This window comes from Cellulosimicrobium sp. BMG9.23 (genome assembly GCF_059159985.1).
In genome coordinates, this window is sequence record NZ_JBZGBZ010000006.1 from 152,700 (window position 1) to 176,684 (window position 23,985).

At 70.9% G+C, this 23,985-nt stretch carries 18 protein-coding genes and 1 other annotated feature; of the genes, 4 read left to right on the forward strand and 14 right to left on the reverse strand.

Translation table 11 applies throughout. The annotated features are described in order from the left end of the window. Nucleotides 1-35: 35 nt before the first annotated feature. From AC4H2G_RS11740 to AC4H2G_RS11800, 13 genes are all read right to left on the reverse strand, one after another. Nucleotides 36-2,786, reverse strand: a complete 2,751-nt coding sequence (locus AC4H2G_RS11740; RefSeq protein WP_494365916.1) for a hypothetical protein — start codon at nt 2,784-2,786, stop codon at nt 36-38. Then, entirely contained in the window at nt 2,783-6,010 is a 3,228-nt protein-coding gene (locus AC4H2G_RS11745; protein WP_494365917.1) for a helicase-related protein, read from the reverse strand. Before AC4H2G_RS11745 ends, AC4H2G_RS11740 begins: the two co-directional genes overlap by 4 nt. Before the next feature lie 320 nt (nt 6,011-6,330). Beyond that, on the reverse strand, nt 6,331-7,146 hold the full coding sequence (locus tag AC4H2G_RS11750; RefSeq protein WP_494365918.1) for a metal-dependent hydrolase: 816 nt from the start codon (nt 7,144-7,146) through the stop codon (nt 6,331-6,333). Beyond that, nucleotides 7,146-7,427 carry a hypothetical protein gene (locus AC4H2G_RS11755; RefSeq protein WP_494365919.1) on the reverse strand — a complete coding sequence of 94 codons (282 nt, stop codon included), beginning with the start codon at nt 7,425-7,427 and terminating at the stop codon, nt 7,146-7,148. The genes AC4H2G_RS11750 and AC4H2G_RS11755 overlap by 1 nt, the downstream gene beginning before the upstream one ends. A 118-nt stretch (nt 7,428-7,545) precedes the next feature. Next, the gene (locus AC4H2G_RS11760; RefSeq protein ID WP_494365920.1) at nt 7,546-11,601 is read right to left on the reverse strand and encodes an FtsK/SpoIIIE domain-containing protein; all 4,056 of its coding nucleotides are present in this window, start codon (nt 11,599-11,601) and stop codon (nt 7,546-7,548) included. A gap of 31 nt (nt 11,602-11,632) precedes the next feature. Further along, the gene (locus AC4H2G_RS11765; RefSeq protein WP_494365921.1) at nt 11,633-12,304 is read right to left on the reverse strand and encodes a nuclease-related domain-containing protein; all 672 of its coding nucleotides are present in this window, start codon (nt 12,302-12,304) and stop codon (nt 11,633-11,635) included. Beyond that, complete coding sequence (locus AC4H2G_RS11770; RefSeq protein ID WP_494365922.1) at nt 12,301-12,456, reverse strand: hypothetical protein; 156 nt, start codon at nt 12,454-12,456, stop codon at nt 12,301-12,303. The genes AC4H2G_RS11765 and AC4H2G_RS11770 overlap by 4 nt, the downstream gene beginning before the upstream one ends. Nucleotides 12,457-12,587: 131 nt before the next feature. After that, nucleotides 12,588-13,949: a hypothetical protein gene (locus tag AC4H2G_RS11775; RefSeq protein WP_494365923.1), complete on the reverse strand. Its 1,362-nt coding sequence runs from the start codon at nt 13,947-13,949 to the stop codon at nt 12,588-12,590. Continuing rightward, nucleotides 13,939-16,224, reverse strand: coding sequence for a hypothetical protein (locus AC4H2G_RS11780; RefSeq protein ID WP_494365924.1), 2,286 nt, complete (start codon nt 16,222-16,224; stop codon nt 13,939-13,941). Before AC4H2G_RS11780 ends, AC4H2G_RS11775 begins: the two co-directional genes overlap by 11 nt. 1,100 nt (nt 16,225-17,324) lie before the next feature. Next, complete coding sequence (locus AC4H2G_RS11785; RefSeq protein WP_494365925.1) at nt 17,325-18,623, reverse strand: AlbA family DNA-binding domain-containing protein; 1,299 nt, start codon at nt 18,621-18,623, stop codon at nt 17,325-17,327. A gap of 23 nt (nt 18,624-18,646) precedes the next feature. Beyond that, a complete protein-coding gene (locus tag AC4H2G_RS11790; RefSeq protein ID WP_494365926.1) occupies nt 18,647-18,973 on the reverse strand; it encodes a hypothetical protein in 327 nt (108 codons plus the stop codon). 27 nt (nt 18,974-19,000) lie between these two features. Then, nucleotides 19,001-19,183 (reverse strand): hypothetical protein, encoded by a 183-nt coding sequence (locus tag AC4H2G_RS11795; RefSeq protein ID WP_494365927.1) that lies wholly within the window; start codon nt 19,181-19,183, stop codon nt 19,001-19,003. 157 nt (nt 19,184-19,340) lie between these two features. Beyond that, a protein-coding gene (locus AC4H2G_RS11800; protein ID WP_494365928.1) for an IS3 family transposase occupies nt 19,341-20,575 on the reverse strand; the annotation gives its coding sequence in 2 pieces (ribosomal slippage) (nt 19,341-20,299 and nt 20,299-20,575; 1,236 coding nt in all). Then, nucleotides 20,187-20,300, reverse strand: a sequence feature (AL1L pseudoknot). (Overlaps the previous gene by 114 nt.) Nucleotides 20,576-20,971: 396 nt before the next feature. Here AC4H2G_RS11800 and AC4H2G_RS11805 point away from each other — a divergent pair. Beyond that, a complete protein-coding gene (locus tag AC4H2G_RS11805) occupies nt 20,972-21,541 on the forward strand; it encodes a hypothetical protein (RefSeq protein WP_494365929.1) in 570 nt (189 codons plus the stop codon). Nucleotides 21,542-21,669: 128 nt separating this feature from the next. On the opposite strand, the gene AC4H2G_RS11810 is transcribed toward AC4H2G_RS11805, so the two are convergent. Further along, on the reverse strand, nt 21,670-22,062 hold the full coding sequence (locus AC4H2G_RS11810; RefSeq protein ID WP_494365930.1) for a hypothetical protein: 393 nt from the start codon (nt 22,060-22,062) through the stop codon (nt 21,670-21,672). A gap of 127 nt (nt 22,063-22,189) precedes the next feature. On the opposite strand from AC4H2G_RS11810, the gene AC4H2G_RS11815 reads away from it, so the two are divergent. The 3 genes from AC4H2G_RS11815 to AC4H2G_RS11825 are packed head-to-tail and all read left to right on the forward strand — an operon-like array spanning nt 22,190 to nt 23,893. Further along, nucleotides 22,190-22,909, forward strand: coding sequence for a DUF6308 family protein (locus AC4H2G_RS11815; RefSeq protein ID WP_494365931.1), 720 nt, complete (start codon nt 22,190-22,192; stop codon nt 22,907-22,909). Continuing rightward, nucleotides 22,902-23,405 carry a hypothetical protein gene (locus AC4H2G_RS11820; protein ID WP_494365932.1) on the forward strand — a complete coding sequence of 168 codons (504 nt, stop codon included), beginning with the start codon at nt 22,902-22,904 and terminating at the stop codon, nt 23,403-23,405. The genes AC4H2G_RS11815 and AC4H2G_RS11820 overlap by 8 nt, the downstream gene beginning before the upstream one ends. Continuing rightward, on the forward strand, nt 23,402-23,893 hold the full coding sequence (locus AC4H2G_RS11825) for a hypothetical protein (protein WP_494365933.1): 492 nt from the start codon (nt 23,402-23,404) through the stop codon (nt 23,891-23,893). Before AC4H2G_RS11820 ends, AC4H2G_RS11825 begins: the two co-directional genes overlap by 4 nt. Nucleotides 23,894-23,985: the final 92 nt, after the last annotated feature.

Genomic DNA, 23,985 nt, shown 5'->3' on the forward strand with positions numbered 1-23,985 from the left:
CTGCAGGACGTCGGCCCAGTGCGGGACCGTGGTGCTCATCTCGTCGGCTCCTTCGGCAGGTCGAGCAGTGTCAGCTCACGGTTGGCATCTTCGATGCGGCTCGCCAGGTTGGCAATCGCGTTGGCATTGCGGATCGCCGCCGTGAGGGCGAGAGCGACCTTGTCGCCGGCCGGCAGCTGGCGGCTGATGTCGGCGACGACGGCCCACAGATGCTCGTCGTTCGGTGCACGGTCGGCTGCGGCGATCACCTGCGCGACCGCTTCGGTGCCGCCGTTGTTCCACGCGCCGGCCATCGCCCGAGCCACCTCGAACGTCGACGAGCCCGGGCTGACATACTCCGGCTCGTCGAGACGGAGCTTGAACCCGGCACGTGACTCGGTGAGCAGAGTGCCGCGCAGTTCCTCCAGGCGCAGGTTGTCCGACTGCGCCGCGAACCGCGCCTCGCCCTTGGGAACGTCCCCGCGCCCGTTCAGCCGCTGCCAGAAGACCGCGAACCGGGTGGGTGCGTCGAACGTCTCCAATGGGAGCTCGTCGAGGCGCAGCGCGGCGGCGTCCCGCACGGCGGTGCGGGCCAGCGCGAGGTACCGCTCGAGGGTGGCGGTCTCACCGTTGGGCAGCAGCACGATGCTGTACCGCCCGAAGACCTCCATCGCCGGACCATGGGCCGCCATGAGCTGGTCGCTGAGCGCCAGCCCGTCCCGGTCCCAGTCGCGGCACGCGGCCTTCACCGTCTTGGCGACCTCCCGGTCGACCTGGGCGGCGAGCGCGACTGGACGTTCGCCAGCGGCTACGCGGCACCCTATGGTGACGGTCACCTTGATGCTCGCGACACCGGTCGGCGCGGTCTCCGTGCGCGACGGCCACGAGCTCGTCACGACGAAGCCCGCCGTCTGCAGCGCACCGAGCAGACGTAACCAAGCGTCGGGGTCGGAGTGCCCGAATACGACGACGAGGTGTCCGTCGGGCCGTAGGACGCGTCGCGCCTCGCCGAACGCCCGCGCGAGCATCGCTTCGTAGTAGTCGCGGGTGCGGTGCTCACCTGCTGCGTTGCCCCGTTTGACGATGATCTCTTCGGACTTGTCTTGCAGCCCCTCGACGTCGAACAGGTCCGGCAGCACGTCGAACAGGGCTCGTTTGAGCCACACATGGAACAAGTCCGACGTGTCTGAGTAGTCGATCATGTTGTAATACGGCGGGTCGGTGATCACCGCATCGACGGTGCCGTCCCGGAACGGCAACGCGACCGCTGACGCCTGGCGGAAGCGCCCCGGCCTGCCGCCGGGTGACTCCTCAAGGATCTTGCGCAGAGCGTTGATACCGCTGGCACTCACCGACGCCCACGTTCCGGGTCCCTCCGCGGGACCCGCTTCTATGTAGTCAAAGTTGAACGAGTGCTTGCTCTCGTTGGAGAAGACGTCTCCGACCTGGACCCGGTTCTGCTGGGAGCCCCCCGCGTTGCCGTGGGAGAGAAGCTTCGCGCCGCGCGTGGCGCGCCTGAGCTTGCGTGGAAGGATCGCGGCGGCGTACGCCGCGAGGGCCGCCGCGTAGTCGGGGGTGCAGCCAGCATCCCGGAGCTCGTAGTGCACGGACCGGATGGCGGCGACAGTCTCAACGAACACGGTCGTCTGACGGGCGTTCATCAGCTCGCCGTAGGTGCCGTACCCGTAGCCGCTCGCTCGAATGGTGTCCTGGTTCCCTGGTGGGATCGCTTCGTCGGGGACGGCGGAGATGTGATCGTTGAACCGGGCGTAGGAGCTGAGATCCGCTTGTCGGGCAGCGTCGATCTCGTCGGGGCGGGGCGTCCGCCAGATCTTGCGGGTGCTGCCGATCGGGCTGTCGGCGACCGCGATGATGGCGTCCTCATACTGCTTGGCGAAGCCCTTGGCCTTGACCGCCTCAAGAGTGTGGACGTGTGCACAGAACAGGCAGCGGGCGCTCTTGCCCATGCGCCCATCTGCGGCCGCGAAGGTCGGCGCTTGAGTGCTCGGACCGTCCTGGATCTCGACGAGCCACTGGTCGCCGTCCGCGACGAGCTGGAACGACTGACCGAGGTCGGAAGTCCGCTTGTACGGGTGGCGAAGGGTGGTCGTTCCGATGAGCGGGAAGCGTCGGCGGCACTGGTCGCAGGGGATGGTCACGGCCCAGAGGTAGGCCCATGGGAAGCGACCGGAATCGTCGAGCGGGTAGAGCGCCTTCACCGCGTCGAGGACTCGAGCTCCGACCTCCGCCAAGACGGCTTCGACGTCGCGGAGAAGGCGGGGTGCGGTCTCGGCGTCCTTGAACAGGGTCGTGTTCTCGCCCGCGACGGTGGGTGAACCGAACGGGATGGCTGGTTCGTCGGACCAGTCACGTAGCGCGTAGTCGGCGAGGAGCCGACCGCCGAGCGTAGCGACGGGGCTGAGGTCGGTTCCGACTGAGACGACACCCAGGCGGGCTGCTTCGAGGGGGATGATCCCGCGCCCGGAGAACACATCCAAGACGACCGGGCGCCCCGTCGGGTACTGAGCGTTGACGAGATCGCCCAGCCGGCCAAGCGCAGCCGTGTCGCCGTCGCGAACAGCAGCATCGACGTCGGCCTGTAGGGCGGGGTCGTCGGGCAGCAGGGTGCAGAGCACGGCGGCGCGGGCCTGAGCGATGGGTCGCGACGCGAACCAGGTGAACAGGGCTTTCTCGGAGCGGCCAGAGCCAGCGGGGGTCCCGACCGCGACGTCGACGGCGTCGCACGGGAACCAACGGTCGATGAGACGTCGCGTGACGTCTGGGGGAGTGCTCGGTGCGGGGGTCACTGGTCCGTTCCCATCAGAATTCTGAGGTCGCCGATCTTGATCTGGAAGCGTTCGATGGTCCGCGGCCCGGATGAGAGCTGAGCGGCGGGGTCCTTGGCTCTGACTGTGATCATCGGAGTCTCGCCGCAGCCGGTCACGACATACAGCCAGTAGTCCTCGCCGCGCTGCTGGGCCTGCGCCCACTCGTGCTGCTCCAGCCACACCGGGCGCAGGTCGCCGGTCAGACCCTTGACTTCGACGAGCCGCTGCTCACCGGTGGACTTGTGTCGGGCGAACAGGTCGTACCCGACTCCTGCGGTCTGCCGGTCGTCGACCGCGAACCCGAGCCTCTCGAGCTCGGCCAGCACGAGCGAGACGGCGACCTTCTCGCTGTCCGGGTCGTACCCGAGATCGGTGGTAGGGGCCGCTCCTGCGACGTTCGCCCACCCGATCAGGCGCGGTGCTGTCGACGTCACCGCGTCGAGCTGCTCGAGCTGCGCCAGGCGCTGGGCCTTGAGGGAGTCGAACTGCTGGAGCCGGGTGCGGCGCACTTCCAGCGGCAGATCCTCGATCTCCTCGTAGTACCGGTACCCGACCTGGTCGAGCTGCTCGCGGGCCTTGCTCACCCACGCTCCACGCTCGCTGCGAAGCCGTGCCGCTTCCGCAGTCAGAGCCCGGTGGGCCGCGTCCTGCGCATCCTGGCGCATAGCGGGGGTCAGCGGAACCTGCGCGTTCGCCGCCGCGGCGACGGGGACGAGGGACATCAGTGACTCCCAGGCCACCTCGAACGCGCCCGCACCGGAGTAGCGAATCAGAATCGGGGTCTTGCGCCGCGACCGGCGAACCCCGTCGTGGGCTTCCACCTCCGCATCGAACAGCAGCAGCGTGTACCCCGTCAGGGACGAGGCGTCGGTCAGGTTGGTGCCGCGCACCAGGTCCGCCTCCCCGCCCCGCAGGCCCAGGTCGACGAGTTGCGCGAACGGCTCCTCCGTCGGGCCGAGCACGACGACGTCCTCGAGGTCGCTCGCTCCGGCGTTCATCGCCTCTCGTAGCGCTTTGCCATCCGAGGCGAACAGCCGCTCGAACTTGCCGCCCAGCGCCGATGGCAGCGGTGCCGTCGCGGAGCGGACCCAGCGGATCCGGGCGGCTGGGCCGGTCGACAAAGTCCACGTCTGGGCGAGGGCAAGCGTATCGACGAATCCGTCGACGATGACGGGGTTGATGGCCTCCAGGCGGTCGTCGCGGAACCGGGCCATCGCCGCGTCGGTGTCGGTGCGGGTGCGCAGCCGGTCCTCGTCGCTCACCAGCTCACGGGCTGCCGCGACCAGCCGGTCAGCGTCCGGTATGGCCGGTACTGGCGCGTCGGGTGAGGCCTGGGCCGCTAGAAGGGCCTTGGTGTAGTCGAACCCGGCACGTGCTGCAGTCGCGTCCAGCAGGTCGAAGATCCGCCCGCTGAGCGCCTCCCCGGCGCTCTCCAGGTTCGTCAGCATCACCTCCTGGACGCGGCCTTCGCGGGTCGCGGGGGCGACCAGGTGGTAGATGTGCACCGGGCTCTCTTGTCCGATGCGGTGCAGCCGACCCATGCGCTGCTCGAGGCGGACCAGCGACCAGGGGATGTCCCAGTCGATCATCACGTGCGCGGACTGCAGGTCGATACCCTCACCGCCCGCGTCGGTCGAGACCAGCACCTGGAACTCGCCTGCAAGGAATCGCTGCTGCAGCCGGTCCCGGTCGTGGTGCCCGACAGCGCCCTCCAGGGTGTCGACGGAGAACCCGGCGTCGACGAATGCGCGCGCGAGCCAGCGCGCGGTGTCGGCGAACTCCGTGAACACCAGCAGCTGGCCGTGCCCCGGGCGGATGTCGTGGCGGGACAGGATCGTGGCGGTCTGCGCCCACTTCGCGGAGTCCCCGGCCCGCTGTGCGGCGCGGATTGTCTCGATGACCGCGGCGACGCGGTCTAGCTCCTCGGTTTTGTTCTTCGTGCGCGCAGCGATGACCGACTCCTCCGCGCGCTGCCACGCGTCGTCGTCCTCGACAGCTTCGAAGTCGTCACGGCCCAGCCCAGCGAACTCGTCCGGCACGACGACGCTGCCGCGCGCGGACGCCGGCCCACGCAGCGCCTCGTGGCGCCGCCCGATCGTGGCGGCTGCCGCGGCAAGTGACGATGCCGCCCGCTTACCGTAGATGGACCGCGCGAGTGTCGCGTTCTCGTCGTAGAAGACATCGACGTAGTCCATCACCGCGGTGTATGCGGCCACCTCCGGACCTGTGAGGTCGACGGTGACGGTTTCGGCGAACCGCGGCGGAAACAGCGGGTTGCCCTGCAGATCGCGCAGGTCTTCCTTCATGCGACGCAGGAACGACAGCGTCCCGGGTCGCAGCGCCGACTCGTACGTGGACTGCCGCGGGTCGAACGGGTACAAGGTGTCGTCTAGGAGGTTCATCAAGCCGCGGAAGTAGTGCTCCTTGCCGCGGTGCGGCGTCGCGGTCAGCAGCAGCAAGTGGTGCGTGCGGGTGGCGACCTCGCGCGCCGCGCCAAGGTACTGCGACGTCGGGGTCAGCCGGTGGGCCTCGTCGAAGACCGTCAGAGACCATGACGCCCGGTCGCCGGCGACCTTGCGGCGCACGTCGACGTTGTACGTGTACAGGTCGACGCTGACGACCCACACGTCGACTCGGGGGTCCAGGTCGCGAGGGTCGCGCGCGATTTCCGGGGTGAGGCGCTCAGCCTGGATGCCGAAGTACCGACGCAGATCACGGCGCCACTTCTCCACCAGGTGCGCCGGAACAACGATGATCGTCAGGCCGGGGATCAGGCCGCGGCGGGTGCCTTCGGCCAGGTACATCCCGGTCATGATCGTCTTGCCTGTGCCGGGCTCGTCGGCGAGCAGGAACCGCAGCCGTGGCTGGCCGAGCATGTGCGCGAACACGGCTTCGTCCTGGTGCGCGAACGGCTGCAACGGGCGGGTCGCGAGGACCGCGGAGCGGATTCGCGGCATCGCGTGCTGCATCCAGCGCGACCACATCGTGGCCAAGGCCCGCGCACCGTCGCCGCCAGCGTCGTTCACCGGCACCCGAGCGGCTGCGACTTCCGCGTTCGTGAGAGCGACGTCGCCGAGCGCCCCGTCCGGCCGGCGGACAACCAAGTCCACGCCATGAGGCGTCGCCGTCGCGAGCACGACCGTGATCAGCTCTCCGTCGACCAAGATCCGAGCGCCAGGGATCGGCAGGGTGTCCTGGCCCACGGTGTTGTCCTCCTCAATCGCTCCCACCATGCGGTGGATAACAGGCGCGCGCGCCCCGACGTCCGATCGCCAAGGGGCTGCCGCCTGCGTGAACGACCGAGACAGTGCGCGCCGTTATCGTACGGCCCGCCCGCTGCCGAGCGCCGCCAGCGCCAGGCGCGCAGCGGACGCGCGTCGAAGACAGGCCTGCCTGCGTCCGCGCGTCGCGTCCAAGCGCCGCCGCATATGCCCGCCACTCAGGACGGAGTTTCCGACAGCGACGACCCGATCCTGGGCAGCACACAAGAGCCTGCACGATCGAACTCATCGAATGCCCGCACTCACCCGGGACGCCCCTCCACGATCCGGGCCAGCGCTGCCGTGACGATGTCGAGGTCGAGCCCGATCGAGGACGCCAGCGCGTCGAGCACCCCGTACAGGGCGTACAGGCTGATCGGCACCACGAGGAGCCACTCGCGCCACGACCCGGCGTTGCCCAGGATCGGCAGGCCCGTGTACCCGTTGCGCTGCCAGATGCGCGTGAGCACGGGGGTCGCGGACCACCACCGTGGCGGCTTGGGCACCCACGGCCACAGCAGCGGCACCCCTACGGTGGTGAGCATGTCTCCTGCGACGTGGACGGCGGCACCGAGCCCGACCGCCAGGGGCATCCAGTTCCACTCCGTCGGTGCGACCAGCGTGATGAAGGCCGACACGGACGCCGCGACGATCCACGGACCGAGTGCTCTGTCGCTCGTGAGCTTGAGCGCCTTGGCGGCGAACGCGACAAGAAGCAGCGACAGCACACCGGCGCCGGCGGCGATCTCGCCGAACCGCGGGGTGGTGACGGTGACCAGCCCGGCGACGTAGGCGAGCGCGGTGAACACCGCGATGCCCAGGATCGAGTGCGTACCGTTCCGGTGCCCGCCGGAGACGGCGCCGATGCCCGAGCACACGACCCGTGACACGGGCGGCAGGGAGCGGGCGATGGTCGCGCTCGCGTGGTCCGCGTCGGGTGTCAGCGCTGCTCCGGCGCAGACCACGGCGCCCGCGGCGACGCCGAGCGAGGAGGTCGGGTGCAGGCCGAGCGCGTACGGGGCGGTGGAGACGACAGCAACCCACGCGGCGGCACCGCTCGCCGCGTGATGGCCTCCCATCACGCGGCGAGCTCCGCCCTGGCGGCCCGCAGCGCGTCGAAGAACGCGACGATGTACGCCGTGGTAACCCGGCCGGCGTAGATCACGTCGAGCGGGTCGATCCTCGGTGCGCCCCCGAGGCGCTGGTCGACCGCGTAGCGGACCTCGCGCAGCATGACCGGCGTGCAGATGCGCAGGAACGGGTCCGGGCGATCGAAGTTGAACTGCAGCTGCCACGTCACCTCGTCTTGCGCATGACGACGTGCCTGAACGAGGTACGGGTCGAGAGCTTCGGCGTCCATACACCGCCGATAGGACAGGGCCGCCGTGTCGGCCCCCTCCGGTGGTCGGCTCTGCCAGGTCCAGCCACCGGTCCAGTCCTCGACGTTGAACTTGACGTTGATCGTCTCGGACGAAATCTCAGCCCATGTCCCAGTCGTCCGGGTCGGGCGTGTGGACTGCAGGGCGGGGATGCACCACCAGGGCACGCGCGCCGGCGCTGCCCATGTCCCAGGAGTCGGCGCCGTCGGCTACGGAACCGGTGCCGTCGGATGCGGGCGCCGGAGCTGGCGGGCCGGACGACATGGTCGGCACGAGGCCGGACAGCGCGCGCGTGACGTCTCCCGGTGCGAGCCCGGCATCCGGGTCGACGACCGGAGCGACGAGCTCGACGCCGGTGAGCAGGTCCGCCGCGTACTCCGCGTGGGTGATCTCGATCGGCATCTGCTCGTGGGCGTGATCGTCCAGCCACACGACGCGGCGCACGTGCGGGCGCTCGGCGACCAGCTGGGCGAGAGCGTCGAGCTTCCACCACCCGTGGCCGGCGCCGTCGTTCCTCGCCCACGACACGTCGACGCCGAGCAGCGGGTTCCACGCCTCGGCCGCACGCTCCTGGTGGTCGGTGAGCCACACCATCTCCACGCCGGCGGATGCGAGCTCGGTCAGCACCTGCGGGTCGTAGGACACCTCGCCGAGGTCGGGCACGTGGAAGGTCGGCAGGTCGGGCCGGGCGGCCGGTGCGACGACGCCGTCGACGTCGACGACCAGGAGCGTGCTCGTGCCGGCGGCCGGCGGCTCAAGAGCCTGGACAGGTGCCGGTGCAGGTGTCTCCTCGGCGAGGTCGGCGAGCGAGAGGTCCAGGACGTCGGACGACAGGTCGAGCGCGATCTCGATGACCTCTTCCTCGACTTCGGGTTCGTCGACGACGCCGACCGCGGCCGACGCCTTGGGCGTGTACGCGGACAGGTCCCAGCGCTCGGCCCCCGTCAGCGGCTCACGTCGCTTCGCGAGCTCGGCACCGAGCGCCGCCTGCTCCCCGCGGGTGAACCACGTCTGCACGATCTGCGGCTTGCCCGACATCGGCTCCCAGAGCCCGCGACCCTGCGGCACGACGTCGCCCAGGGGCGGGACCTCGTCAGGGTTGCGCAACGCAGCCTGCTTGTCCCCGTACGTCGAGTTGCCGAGCAGCATGCGTGAGAGGTTCACCTTGAGGTCGTTGCTGCCGGGAACCTTGTCGAGGATCGTGGCGGTCAGGCGCTGCGTGGCGAGCACGAGGATCACACCGGCGGAGCGGGACTCGCGGGCCAGACGTCCCGTGAGGGATCCGATGATGGCGCGGGCGTTGTTCTCCTCGATCTGCGCCAGTCGCGCGGCCTCGAACTCGGGGTCGTCCAAGGGCTGCCGCGAGACGGACTCGGGCAGGACCAGCGACGTGAACTCGTCGAGTACGACCATCATGGGACGGGGGCGCACCTCGTCGGGGAGGTCTCGGAACGAACCGACGCCGTGCTCGGAGTTGAGGTCCTTGCGGCGCTTCACCTCGGCGTACACCGCGCGCATCATGGCCGCGGTCTGCGGGACGTCGCGCGTGATCGCTCGCGCGTACGGCTCCACGAACTTGAAGTCGGCGGCCCCCTTGGACGGGTCTCCGACCACCAGGTCCCACGCGTGGTTCAGCGCCCCGTACACGAGGGTCTGGACGCACAGCGACTTGCCGGTGCCTGTCCCGCCGACGATCAAGATGTGCACGTCGCGCTTCGGGTCGAACACGATCGGTTCGCCGTCGACGCCGTCGCCGAGCGGTACCCCGCCGCTGGTCTCGATCAGGTCGAAGTCGTGGAAGGCGGGGAACGGCAGCGGGTCCTCGGCGGCGCACAGCACGCGCACGGTCCCGGCCCCGCGAACGCTCGGCCGGAACAGGATGAACGCGTTCCCGGTGGAGGTGCGCAGCTTGTCGACGCTCGCTCGCGCCTGCGTGTCCGACACCGACTTGGGCAGCTCGAAGTCGAGCACCTGCACCTTGTCGTTGTGCTCCAGGCGTCCGGCCTCGATCAGGCGCGGGACGGCGCCCGTCGACCAGTTCTGCACCTTCGCGTCGACCCACGCCTGGCGCCAGTCGAGGTCGGTGACGATGAACTCGTCCTGGTCTGGGTTCGCCAGCCGCACCGTCTGCGGCTTGGCCCCGGCGAAGATGGTGACGGTGTCCGACGGTCCCGACTCGTCGAGTCGGATCCAAGCGACGCCCCAGGTCTGGGCGATGGCCTGGATCTTGGAGCGCACCTGCGGGGTGGTGACGCCTCCGTAGAGGCGCAGACGTACCCGCCAGATGTGCTCGCGTGATCGAGCGCCCGTGAGCGGCGCGACCTCGACGACCTCGGGCCGCGAGAGCTTCGCGGCGTCGAACGCGGCGTTCACCATCCCGGTCAGCACCCACCGCTGCGCGTCGTCCGCGCCACGTCCGAGGTCGCGCGGCGGTGCGAGGTTGGTCGGCGACGTCGGCACCTGGCGGTCGGAGTGCAGCAGGACCACGCCCTGCAGGTCGCGGTCACCGGGTCGGGCGCCCGGGGCGCGGGAGGCGAACCCAGTCGTCGTCATGAACCTGGAAGCGGATGCGGTGGCGAGCCCGGTCTCGTACCCGAGGTAGTCACGCATGTCCTGCCCCTTGCCGATGGCGAACGGGCGGTAGTGCACCTCGGTGCCGTCGTTGAGGCGCGCGCTGCGCGCGACCGAGGGCTGCACGACGGGCGGCTTCATGTTCATCTTGATGGCCGCGGCCCACACGGACGTCCAGTGCGACTCGAGCATGACGAGCTCGAGCTTCGCGACGTGCTCGTCTGCTGCGGACTCCAGGTCGCCGAGGTAGAGCGTGCCGCCGCGACGGTCGACGAGGACGTCGCAGCCCAGGTGCGACCCGACCGCCCCCTGGATCTGCTGCAGGTCGGCGTAGGAGCCGCCGGCGGGGAACGTCACGGTGGCCGCGTACGCGAGGCGGGGTGGTTCGTCGTCCGGGTCTGGGGCGGGAGAGACGACGTCGAGGGAGGCGAGCATGACGCGGGGCAGCTTCGCGTCGTCGCACGCGCGGGCGAGCGCGCACTCGACCAGGAGCCGGACCTCGGCCTGGTCGACGGCGGGGTCGCTGACGTCGATGTCGACGCCTGTCTGCCAGGCGATGACACGGAACCGCCACGGGTGCACCTGGTCGTTGATCTCCTGACCGGTCGAGTCGGTGTTGGCGGTGGGCAGCACGTCGACCGCGGTGCCGGCGCCGAACGCGGTCGTCAGCGCCTCACGCGACTTGGGCGACCAGAAGTCGCTGGCGGGGGTGGTGGCGGGTGAGGTGAACGTGTCGATGGACGCCGACCCGAGGGTGCTGTGCTCGGTGAGGGTGGGCGCGGGGTCGCGCTTGAGCAGCTGCCAGCGCGGCGTCCACTGCTGGGCGGTCGCGACGAGCTCGCGCCATGGGCCCAGCGCGGTGCCGCGCAGCGCCCATGCGCTCACCAGTGCGGTGACCCCGATGAGGGTCGCGGCGATGATGAGCACGCGTGCCGCCCCCCATCCGGACGGGGTGTACCAGGCGACGACGAGCGTGCATGCCGTCGCGACGGCGGCGGCGGCCGTGGCCGTGATGGCCCCTCGGCGCGAGAACAGGTCGGTGAGTCGCACCCCGGGAGAAGGGTAGGACGGGGACGCGGTGCTGCGCTTCGACGAGGTGATCTGGGCGAGGACCGCGAACGCGTAGAGGCCGCTCAGGTAGCGCAGATCCTCGGCCCGCGGATCGGCCGGCACCGCGGACACGATGAGCCCGACGCAGAACGCGACGACCCACGACATCGCGACCGGTGGCTTGCGCCACCACCGGGCGCCGGCCTGGCGGATGTCGACGAGCGTGAACGGCAGCCACCCGCCGTTCGGCACCAGCGCCCGCCAGCGCAGCGTGGTGAAGAAGCGGTAGCGGTTCATCGCGGTCTGCTCGACGGCGTTCGCCGCCGTGGGTCGCCGCTGGGAGTCGTTGGGTCCCGTGAAGGTCGGCGGCTGGGTGAGCCAGCCCGAGAACGTGGCCGCGACGGCGGCCGCGATACCGCCCGGCCAGCCGAACCACACCGCGGCGAGTGCGACCAGCACCCCTGCGGCCAGGACGGTGGTCGGCAGCACCCAGGCCGCCGACGCCGGTGTGGGCGGTGCGCTCTTGGCCGCCATCGGTGCGTCTCCTTCGTTGGTGTGCGGTCGTTCAGTCCATGGACCAGGTGTCGTCGGGCCCCTCGCCGTCCTGTGGGTCGACGGCCCGCGACGAAACCGGGTCTCGGCGGGCGGGGGTGTTCACCAGCCGGACGAGTGCCTGCACCACGTGAGGGTCGGCGGCGTCGAGGCGGCGCAACCGACCGGCGAGTCGTTCCCCTCGCAGCGCGCGGACACCGCCGACGGCGCGGACGAGCGAGCACCGCACCACGCCGTCGGCTCGGGACGGCCACACGACCAGGCGCATGGGTCGCACGTCCACGTTGATGCCGGTGCGGCCGAGCAGGGCACGCAGCGCGTCGACGGCCATCCGACCGGTCGACTTGTCGACGTGCGGAACTCGCTCGGCGCCGCGGCGGGTGCGCCCGGCGAGGGTCCAGTACCGGCCGGGACGCCACACCTTGGAGTCGTAGATGTGCACGGTCCGCCCGGACACGACGACGTGGTCGATGTTGGCGCGGACCCCAGCGAGCGGGATCCGCAGGTCGTGCAGGACGCTCGGCCCGCCCGGGCGGGCAGCGGCGGCGTCCAGGACCGCAGCAGTCCGAGACTCCCCGGCGCGCCCAGCAGCTGCGGCGCCCGCGTTGCGCACCCAGGCGGCGTCGTCGCGGATCGTCCCGCCCGGGGTGCCGACGACCAGGCCGGGGACCTTGACCGTGCTCACTGGAACAGTGCCACGACGAGGGAGACGCCGACCGCGGCGAAGAACGCGATGACGGCCAGCCCAGCGAGGTTGCGACCGGCGGTGGAGTGCATGAAGTCGCGCACCTCCTGGTCCGCCTTCTCGCGCTTCTCGTTGTTTCCTGCCTTCGCCACGGTTCGCTCCTGTCGTCCGGTGCGCGGGCCTCGGACGGCCCTGCGCGCTCGCCATGGATCAGGCACACGACGGAGTGGCGAAGGCGCGCCCGAAACGAGCGCGCGGGACCGTCCGGTCTCGATGGGCCACCTCACACCAGTAGCGACGGCACGCCCGCGCGACCGGCCGCCCCGCGCGCGGCACCAGTCGGACGTGACGCCGTGGTGCCTGCCGGCACCGGCACGTCGAGAGACCCCGACGCCTGCAGCGAGAGCGGCCACAGGTGCACCCTGGGCTCGGGCGAGCGCAGCCAGTACGGCGTCGACCAGAGCAGGTCCGCGTTCTCGAGGATCGCCGCCGGGTCGTGGTGCGCGGCGGGGCGGAACGGGACGTCGACGACGTCGAGCAGACCGACCCGTTCCCACGACGTGCCCCACGCCCCGGTCGGCCGGTAGGCGTCCAGCGAGAGCCAGGACGAGTCGACCAGACCCGGGCTGGGAAACCAGTCGCTCCAGTCCATCACGGCGATCCGCTCCGACACCGGGTCCGACACCGGCCCGGGGTGCCTTTTGACGGCCTCGGCCACCGCCTGGCGGATCTCGGTGACCAGGTTCAGCCCGGGGGTGTGACGGCCCGGCCGGGGTGCGGCGACGAACATGACGACCAGCCCGCTGTCGGACAGGGGGGTGGAGGACAGGACGCGCGCCCACGCGTCGACCTTGCGAGCGAACGACGCCGAGGTGTGCGACGTCATCTCGACCGCGATCCGCATCCCGTCCGAACGCACGAGCACCGCGTCCGCGACCTTGCCCGGACTGCCGTGTTCCTCAGAGCCCGGGGTCGCCCCGTGAGAGGTCAGGTCGACGACCTGGGCGTGCTTCTCACCAAGGACCGTCCCGACCTCGCACCACTCCGCAGCACGCAGCGCGAGCTCGCTCGTGAGCAGGTTGTGCCGGTCGAACTGCGACCCTGCGCGCCACGGACGGCCACCGCTCGTACGCACCCACTGCGAGTACGTCACCCGTGGAGCGACGTCCCGGTCGAACACCTTCGTCGCGGACGGGCGCAGCACGCGGGCTCGTGCCGAGCCGTGAGCCGTCGCGCGCAGCATCGTGGTGTACCTGCCGACGTCGAGCAGGCCCGCGCAGAACGCGCGCGCGAGCGTGACGGAACGGCCCGAGAGCAGGGTGGGGTCGCCGGTGAGGGCGGCGAGCTGCTCGACGGACACCGTGCGCCAGGCGTCGACGACCGCCAGCGCGCGCAACGACCGCTCGACGTTCGCCGGGGCGAGCATCGCGTCCAGCGACTCCTGCTGGTCCGCACCCCACAGGCCTCCGCCATGAGCCAGCCCGGCGTCGACCATCTGGCGTGCGGAGGTTCGCGTGGTCCACGACGCCCCGGATCCCGACGCCCACATCCCGCCCCAGTACGGGTCGACGCGGTCCGCCGCACCGAGGCCGGTGCCGCCCAGCGCGGACGGAACCTCAGCGAACGACGCGTGCTCAGCGCTCACGACGGACCTCGGCGGTCAGGCCCTGCCGGGCTGCGAAGCCCTCCCGGTCGACAGCGAAGTAGTCGACGGAGAACGTGAACGCCTGCTGTCGCGCGCCGCGCACCGACGAGCGCGCGGCGGCGTTGAACGCGGGCAGGTTCACCAGGTCGTGCGGTGCCCACGTCGATCCGTCGGCCCCGAGGTCGGCGACGATCGGTGCCGCGGCCTCGGTGTTGGCCTGCGAGAACGCGATGACGGTCGAGGAGTCCATCGCGGACTCCCGCACCTGAGGGTGCAGCTGCGTGGGTCGCTGCGTCGCCCACAGGGTCCGCACCCCGAACGCGCGGCCCTGGTCGTGCAGCCACGTGATGACCTCCGGCGAGGTCCCGGCCAGCAGCGCGAGCTCGTCGCCGTACAGGTGCACCGCCCGGCCCGCGGCCTGCCATCCGGAACAGTGCCGCATGATGGCGTCGCGCAGCGAGTACATCAGCATCCCCGACAGCTGCGTGGTGATCTCCTCGGCCAGCATCTGGGCGTCCGTCCCGCCGCCGACGGGCGGGCCGGTGTTCACCACGACCGAACGGTTCATGGTCAGCACCTGCGTCCACGTGATCTTGGGTCGGCGCGGAGACCAGAAGTGGTCGACGGCGAGCAGGGCGTAGATCTTGTTGCGCGGCGGCGTGATGGCCTCCCGGCGTGCCGAGACCGGGTTGCCCCCGTAGTACGGGCGCAGCTGCGCGGACGCGACGTCCAGCCCAGCGTCGGGTGTGCCGGCTCGACGGAGCCGATTGGCCTCGGCGGTGATCTCCGCGTCCAGCGAGACCGCGACGTCGTCCCCGCGACCCCCGACGAAGATGTAGGCCAGCTCCATCACCGACGTCTCGGGGGTGGTGTGCTCGAACCGGTCGAGGAGCTCGCGGCCGCGCTCGGACTCCAGCAGCGCCAGGGCCGCGGCACCGAACGACCCGAGCGCCATGAACGAGCTCGGGCCGATCGCGCCGTCGGCCAGGACGTACTTGAGGGCGTTGGCGAAGAACTCCCCGCGCTGTGTCCAGGTGCCCCCGGTGGCGAAGATGTCGACGGCGTAGGACCCCGGGTCGGCGGCGTCGACCAGGACGGACCGATCACCGAGGGCGTGCGCCCACTCGAGGTACTTGCGCGCGCCCTCGCCCTTGTTCTCGAACGCGATCTGTGAGGCGTTCGGGCCGACCGACCCCGCTGCGAGAGGACCGTGCAGCCGGTCGATCGCGTCGTAGGCGAAGACCGCGTTGACGAGCTCTGTCTTGCCCGACCCCTTGCGCCCGACGAGCATCACGCCGCCGGGTCGGTCGGTCGTCGCGATGTGCACCGGGGCGTCGCCCTGGCCGTGGCCGATCAGGACCCCGACCGGCTCCCGCATCGGCCCGGGCACGGGGCGGGCGTTGGTCTCGGCCTGCCCGGACAGCGCACCGATGGCCGGGGCCACGAGCTGCACGGGCAGGTGCGGTCCGACCCGGAAGGTGTCGCGCGGCATCGGGTAGTCCGCGACGCGTTCCGGTCGCGGCTGTCCGTCGGGCCCGGTGCCCGCTGGGCGGGGTCCACGCCACGGTGCCAGCATCGACAGGGCGGGTGGGGTGGGGAAGCGGCCGCTCGTCAGGGACCGGCGCACCGCGCCGCCGCCGGCGAGGTACATGAGGGTCGCGAGGGTGCACCCGGTCAGCGCCGCGAGGACACCCAGACCGGGCATCTGGGCACCGAACACCAGGCCCGCCCACGCGGCGAGGCCCGCGCCGAGGACGGCGAACCGTGACAGCCGGGGGTGCGCGACCCGCACGTGCGTGTCGAGGTCGAACCCAGGCAGCGCGGCCGTGACCTGCGACCCGAGGGTGCGTGCCTCGGTTCCCGTCGCGGCGCCGACGTGCATGCTCATGACCACCGCGGACGCGAGCGTCGAGTGGTGCGTCCCGGTCGGCACCCGTGGGTCCAGCCAGCGCGCGTACCGGCGGGACTCCACCTGGCGGGCGGCCCGCACGGTGACGGCGACCCACTGGCCCGGGCGCATCGACTGGGCCAGCAGCCGGGACGCCTCGTTGGGGTCCAGCCCGGCCTGGGTCTCGCGCCCTGACCCGCCGTCCCCGCGCAGCGACACGGTCGCCGTGACGACGCCGTCACCGACGAGGTCGGGCAGCTCGGACGGCACCGCGCGGGCGCCGGTCGCGTTCGCGAGATGGTCGGCGACAGACCGCGACGCGGTGCGCGAGTCCATGACCAGGAACGATGCCTGCTCCGTCTCGGTGCGCGCCACGATCAGCGTCATCGAACGGGCCGCTGACAGTGCGGTCGACATGAACGTCGCGGCCCTTGCCTGTACCGACTGAGGGTCCATCCCCGACCCGCCGGCCGGGAGGAGACGCCACACGGAGGTGCTGCTCGAGTTTCCCATGCCCTACATCAGGCACACGAGACGCGACGCCGCTCCGGCAGCGGGAAATGCGGGCCGCGACGCTGCACGGGACGACACCGACACGACCCGCATTCCCCGCAGAACGGACATCGCCGCCCGCCCCTCGCCACCCCCAGTTGGTCTTCGCGTGGCTCGCGTCGTGGTGGGGGTGCGCCTGCGGCGGGCTGCTCCGGCCCTGGGGGCCGTCGCGGTGCCGCGCTTCGCGCGTCATGACGCTGCTCGCAGAGCTCGCCTCGTCGCCCCGTTGCCGCACCGCGAACCCCGCCCTTGGCTGCCGGGTCGGTCGCTGCGCGACCTTCCCGGGTTGTGGCTGGGTGGTGGCGCCCTGCGGGCGCTCACCCATGGTGGCTGCGGTCGACCTGTGCTGCAGTCCGGGGCCCAGTCCGAGCCACGGAGTGCGACGTGTCGTTCGTCGTGGCGTGATGCGTGACGAGATCCGCGTGCCGTCGCCCGAACCGGACCCTTGCCGTGCTGCCTTCAACCGGAGTGTTGACGGCCCCGACCCGGAACGAACACCCCACCCGCCACGCGGCCGAAACAGCCCCACCCATGCGGCCCCGCCCCGGAACACCCACCCGGAGGAACGCGAGCCCACCGAGACCCGCGAAGCGACACGCGAAGCGTGACCGCCTGCGCAGCAGGAGAGCAGAACACACCGCCGCGACGCGACGAACAACGACCCGCCCCGCGCAGCGGCCCAGCACCACGAACCGTCACCCGCCCCGACACACGACCCGAACCCCGAGACGACCAACGACCCGACCCCCGCAACGACCACGCGAACCCCGCCAGGGGTTCCCAGCACCACGCCCCGAACAACGCAACGCCACCAACCCGAACGAGGGCAAGGGCCGCCAGGCCCGAAGCCCGAGCTCTCCTTTCGGCCTGGCTGGTCGGCCGTCGTCGGCTCGGGCTTCGGCTACCGCCGGACCGTCTCGCGCTGCCGCGCTCGGTCAGTCGTCGCCGATGGGTGCGAGGACTTCGAGGCGTGCATGGCCGAACTGGTGCAGGACGCCTTGGGCGAGGTCGACGGCGGCGTGGTGCTGGGCTTTCGGGTCGACGCTGGGTTGGTCGACGAGCACGGGGGTGACGGCGCGGACGGGGTGGGTCCAGGACGGCACGCCCGGGATGTAGAAGCTGTCGTCGCTGGCGTTCCCGTACAGGTAGAACGCGGTGGCGTCGCCGTATGCCTTGATGACGGAGGCGCGCAGGACGGCTCCGGTCGTGACCGCGAGAGCGGAGTGCCAGGTGCGCGTGACTGCCACGGCTGCTGCTGCGACGCGTTCTACCTTCAGCGCCTGGACGGCCGGTCGCGGGTCGGTGTCGTTCTCGGGCCGGCGGGCGGTGACCGGGAAGGCCAGCACGACGCCGCCGTCGTGGTGCAGCTCGGCGTAGGGGTTCGTCACGGTCACGGCGTCCTGATCGGCGTGGGCGCGCACCGTCCAGCGACGCAGCCCGCGGCGGGGGTTGAGGGTCTCGAGCAGGTCGAGGGCGGGGCCGCGGTCACCTGGCCGGTGGAAGCGCATCGACGCGGCGCGCGACTGGAGCAGGACGTCACGACTCGTCTCGACGCCGGGGGTGGGACTGCCGAGCGGGACCGAGCCCGTCGGCCGCGCTGCGACGACGAGCCAGTGCGTGCTGAGCGGCTGGTCGAAGTCGAGGGTCGCCGTCACGTCGTCGGTGAGCGAGGCGAGCGCAGTCGCAGCGTCCTGCTGGCGGACGAACCGGTCGCGGTACGCGCGCTCGATGTCGCGCTCACGCATCATGAGCGTGCCCGACCCGTACCGGATCGGTGCGCCGGGCGGGTTCTTCGGGTCCGGGTGGTGCTCGTAGAAGTGCGGCGCGTCGGTGGAGTCCGGCACCTGGACAAGCAGGTAGCCGCCCGAACCGTCGGCGGTACGGATGGGTTCGACGACCGGCCGGATCAGGGGGCGCACGCGCGCGGCGAGCAGCTGATGGATCGGCTGCTCGGGCTCGGCCGCGAGGGGGATGGGCGCGTCGACGAGGTGCTTGTCGGCGGGGTCCTCGCCGATGCCGTAGACGATGAGGCCTCCGCCGCTGTTCGCCATCGCGGCGACGTCCTTGGCGAGCTCGGCCTTCGCGTGCTCGTCGGTGCGCAGCTGTGCCTTGAAGTCGAGCGCCTCGTCCTCGTCGAGGTCGAGGGTGATCGCGCGGGCAATGTCGTCGACGGTGAGCGGGCGCGGACCGGTGAGGGCCAGCAGCTCGTGGAGCCTGCTCCAGGTGATCGGCATGGCCAGAGCGTACGGCGGTGTCCTCAGTCGCAGCCGCACGCGCCGGACAGGGACCGGACCTGGTGGCAGACGGGGCACTTCGCGGTGGCCTCATGGACCGGCTCGTCGCGGCTGCGTCTGCTGCCCGTGCTGGCCTCGGCGCAGGTCGCGCAGTGGGGGAGCGTGCGCATCTGCTCCTCGCTCGCCCGGTACGGCGGTTCACCGATGAATCGCCCACGATCGTCGCGGTACCAGTGCGAGCAGTCGTCGTGATGACGTGCGGGTGGTGGTGCTCCCGTGAGCTCGCCGGTCGTCGGGTTGACGGGGTCCTTCACCCACACGAGACCGGGATAGCTGATCGGGTTGCTCATGGTCACAGGGTAGGTCTGGGCCGCGGCTCAGCGGACGGGCCGGCGGGCGAGACGGGGTTCGTTGGTGACGGTGACGGTCCCGTCATCCTCGAACCGCAGCCGGGACCGGTCACCGCCGGCGAGGCGCATGGCGTGGGCGAGCGCGACGGGGTGCACGCTCTTCACGGTGACGTCGCGCTTGTCGGTGGGCTTGGGCTCGGTGGGCGTCATGGGTTCATGGTGCCGCGTCCGCGGCGGCAGGTGCGGCAGCGACGCCGCCCGTCGGAGAAGATCACGGTGTTCTCCTCGTCGTACGGATGCCCGGCGGGGCAGCGGGTCTTGGCTGCCTGGTGCGCGCCACGTGGCGACGGTTTGAACCGCCCCGGGTTCAGTGCAGGCTCGGTTGTGGTGCGCTGAGGGTCTCAGCGCCCGGGTTGTGACGGTAGAAGGCGGCCTCGTGCTCGGCGGGTGGGATGTCGCCGAGCTCGGTGTGCAGACGGGTGTTGTTGAACCAGTCGACCCATTCCAGGGTCGCGATCTCGACGTCCTCGAGGGTGCGCCAGGGCCCACGGCGGCCGATGAGCTCGGTCTTGAACAGCCCGATGGTGGACTCGGCGAGGGCGTTGTCGTAGGCGTCGCCGACGGTGCCGATCGAGGCGCGGATCCCCAGGACGGCGAGGCGTTCGGTGAACGCGATCGAGGTGTACTGCGACCCGGCGTCGGTGTGGTGGATCAGCCCTTCCAGACTCGTGACGCCGGCGCGGCCGCGGGCCCAGGCGGCCATGTTCAACGTGTCGGTCACCAGGTCCGCGCGCATCGTGGTGTCGGCCTTCCAGCCCACGATCCGGCGCGAGTAGACGTCGACGACGAACGCGACGTAGCTGAAACCAGCCCACGTGCGGACGTAGGTGAAGTCCGCGACCCACAGCTGGTTCGGGGCGGTCGCGGTGAACTCCCGGTTGACCAGGTCCCCGGCGCGGACCCCGTCCTTGCCCGGGATCGTCGTGCGCTTGGTCCGACCGCGGACCGCGCCGTGCAGGCCGGCGCCGCGCATCAGCCGCTCGACGGTGCAGCGGGCGACCGGGTGCCCGAGGCGGTTCAGGTGCTTCCACATCTTCCGCGCCCCGTAGACGGAGTAGTTCGCCTGGTGCTCAACGGCGATCACCTCGCTCAGCTCCGCGTCACGGACCGCCCGCGCCGAGGGCGGGCGCGTCTTCGCGGCGTAGTAGGTGCGCGGGGCGACCTGCAAGACCCTGCAGATCGGCTCGACCCCGAACTCCTCACGGCGGGCGTCGATGAACGCCACTACCTGCCTCGTGGGCGGTCGAGCTCCGCCGCGAAGAAAGCCGACGCGCTCTTGAGGATCGCGTTCGCGCGCCGCAGCTCGAACACCTCGCGCTCCAGCTCAGCGATCCGCGCGCCGTCGGTGCTCGTGGTTCCCCCGCGCGTTCCGGCGTCCACCTCCGCCGCGCGCACCCAGTTCCGCAGCGTCTCAGCCGGGATGCCCAGCTGGGCACCGATCCGACCGCACGCGCCCTTGACCGACCCGCTCTCCTTGGCCTCCAAGACCAAACGGATCGCACGCTCCCGAAGCTCGTCCGGGTACTTCCTCGGAGCAGCCATGACTCTCATCCTCCATCGTTTGAGAGCCTGCACTGAACCCGGGGCGGTTCAGTTCCGTGCGACCCGTGCGGTACCAGCGGTCGTAGTGCATCGCGCACCAGCCGCGCGCCACGGCGACACGGTCGCATTCGTCGATCCGGCATGAACGGGTGACAGGGATGCGCGCTGCGGCGGATGTGGTGAGGCAGGCACGCACGCGGCGTGCAGTCTCGTCGTCGATGAGCCATCGTCCGCCGCGCCGTTCAGCGTTCGCGCGCAACCACCTCCGCACCGTTGACGCGGAGGTGCCGACCTCGCGGCCGATGTCGGCGGGAGTCACCATGCCGTCCGCCATGGCGGGGAGCGTACCCACCCGCCGTGTTGCACCGGCGCGCTTGAATGAGACCTGTGGACAACATGACGATCGTGCCGGACCCGGTCCCGCTCGACGGGTCGGAGCGGTTCGCAGGGCTGGACGCGAGCGTGCTCGACTTCTGGCGGTTCGCGATGAGCGACCTGCGGATGAACAACGTGCGCGGCTACCTGGCGGAGTTCCTGGTGGCACGCGCCGTCGGCGCGACGGGCAACCGGGTCGAGTGGGACGCGTACGACGTCCTGACACCGGACGGTGTGCGCGTCGAGGTGAAGGTCCGCGGCTACCTGCAGTCGTGGGCCCAGAAGCAGGTGCGGCTCGGCTCGTTCCAGGTCAAGGCTGCGGACTCGTGGGATCACGGCACGGGTGCGTTCCGGGGCGAGAAGGGCTGGAACGCGGACGTGTACGTGCTGTGCGTGCACACGGCACGCGAGCACGATGCGTACGACGTGCTCGACGTCGCCCAGTGGGAGTTCTACGTGCTGCCGCGACAGACCGTGGTTGACCGTGCCGGCGCCGCGATGTCGCTGGCGTGGGTGCAGGAGCAGACCGGCGGGCCGACCCCGTACGCCGACCTCGCGGACGCGATCAGGCTCGCCGCGAGCAAGGCCTGAGGCCACCGCCGCGCGTGGGTGATCGCGGGCAGCGCGGGTCGGCGTCTCCCGGGTCTGGGGCTCGGCCGGCTCACCGGTCACGTGCAGCGTTCGATGCTGCTCGACGAATCACGACGGCGTGATTCGACTCAGTCAGCGAGGATGACCTGGCACCGGTTGTCGATGGCGCCGACCTTCTCCCACATGTCGTCCGCGAGGTCTTCCACGGAACCGCCATCCACCTCGCCGCTCTCAAGGTGGTCCTTGAGCTGTGAGGTCAGGCGGTTGAGGTCGCCTGCCGAGTTGAGCAGATCCGTGTACTCGTCGTTCCTCTTCGCGGCAGATGCGAACGGGGGGATCACCTCGTTGTCGAGGGCGTCCTGCATCGCTTGGAAGCTGGCGATGGGGTCGTCGCTGCTGGGTTCGACGGCCCAGTCGAACGCTTCGCATCCTTCGCGCGCTTCGTCCGTGCCGTTGCTGGCGCAGGCGGATGCGGTGGCGAGGACGATCGTGGCGGCGATGAGCACCGCGGTTGGCTTCACGACGTCAGTCTTCCTTGCGGCGAGTGTGCTCCACGACCCGCATACCGGGTGAAGTCGCGCGACGACCCGGACAGCGACGACTGCTCCCGGGGCTGCTGGTGTCAGCGTCCGCGGCTACGGTGCGCCCATGACGCTGTCTGTGCCTGCCGACTGGCCCACCCTCCCCGACGACATCCTGGGCGCAGCGCGCGCCACGACGCTCGCCGCTTTGGCGGCGGTCCCGTTCGAGGCGTACTACGACGTGGCGGGCGGGTACGCGGGTGCGACCTTCGCGTCCGCGTCTGGCAACGTCCCCGGGGACATCACGGCGGGCGACCTGTTCGCGGTCACCCTGCTCAGCGTGGACGTGCCTCCGCCGGCGGCTCGGCGGCTGCTCGACGACGGCGTACACCGCGACCGCGTGCTGGCGGCCCTGCACGCGGTGCCGACCGATGTGCCACTCGGCACCGCGGGGCCGCAAGACCTCGAGGTGGCGTGGGGGTTCTACGTCGCGGTGAAGGCGGCGTTGGCGAACCCGAGGGCGAAGAGGTCGGACCCGTGGGTGACGGCGGCGAAGGTCGCGGCGCGCAAGCGGCCCCGTCTGCTCCCGGTTCGGGACAACGAGGTACGACGACTGCTCGGGCTCGAACGGCACAAGGATGGACGCCTGGAGATCCAGGCGACTCGCGCACTGGTCGCGGACCCAGCAGTGATCGAGGCTACGCGCGCGGCGCTGGATCGCGCCCGGTCGGCGGCCGCGTCGAAGGGCATGGTGTGCGTGTTCGACGACGAGCCGCTGCGCCTGCTCGACGTCGCGCTGTGGTGGCACGCCGTGCGCGGTCAGCGACCGGTCGCCGACGGTGAGTGACCTTGACGTCGCGGGGCTCGTGCGGGCGGCCTCGTCGCGCGAGCTGCTCGGCCTGTACGGGTCGCTGCTGAGCGAGCTCGTCGAGCGCGGCGTGCTGCGGTCACGCAACGCCCCGGCCGGCGACCTCGCGGAGCACCTCGCCGCGGTGGTGTACGGCGGAATGCTCGCGCCGCCGTCGGAGAGGTCGTGGGACGTCCGCGACGCCGCCGGCCGGACCGTGCAGGTGAAGTGCCGGGTGCAGGGCGAAGGCAGGGCGGGCAACTTCTCGTTCCTGCGGTCGTTCGACTTCGACGTGTGCGTGTTCGTGCGGCTCGACGGCGCGACGTACGACGTCGTGTCCGCTGTAGAGGTGCCCGCCGGTGAGCTGGAGGCGATCGCGTCCTACAGCTCGCACGTGAACGGGTGGCGCATCAGCGCACGCCGACCGCTGACCGACCTGCCGGGCGCCGTCGACCTGACAGACCGGTTCCGGGACGCGTTGGAGCGACTGCCGTGACCGACGAGGCGATGCGCGCAGCTGTGGCAGACGCGCCGGCACGCTACGCCGAGGACCCAGGCCGGTTCGACGACCACCTCAAGGTGTTCGGGATCCACGATGCCGGGTTGCGGTCCTGGATCGTTGATCGAATCGCAAACCACCTCCACGATGTCGGCTATGAGAGCAGGGACGGATACTTGCGGCACTGGAGGCCGCCTTCCGGGTCCTACGTCGCGATCGGCAAGTATCAGGACCCGGTGGAGACGGACACCCCAATTGCAGTGGGGTTCGTCCGTTTCGCCATCGTGAACAAGGCGTCACTCGGCTTGGTCATCCGCGTCGCGTACTGGACGCACAGCGGCTCGCCGGTCGAAACCGTCCCATTTCCCGACGGGTATGGGGGCCGGTCGACGTCCCGGCGTGCACGCACTCCAATGGCGTCGGTGACGTGTCCGAGGTGCTACACGCAGCTGCCAGCGACGGGAGTGTGCGATGACTGTGGATAGGTACGCCCGAGTCCGGCGAGTCCAGTGGATGGTGGACTCCCGAGCTCCAGAGATCGACGACAGTACCGATCTGCGACTTCCGCCGCTGACCC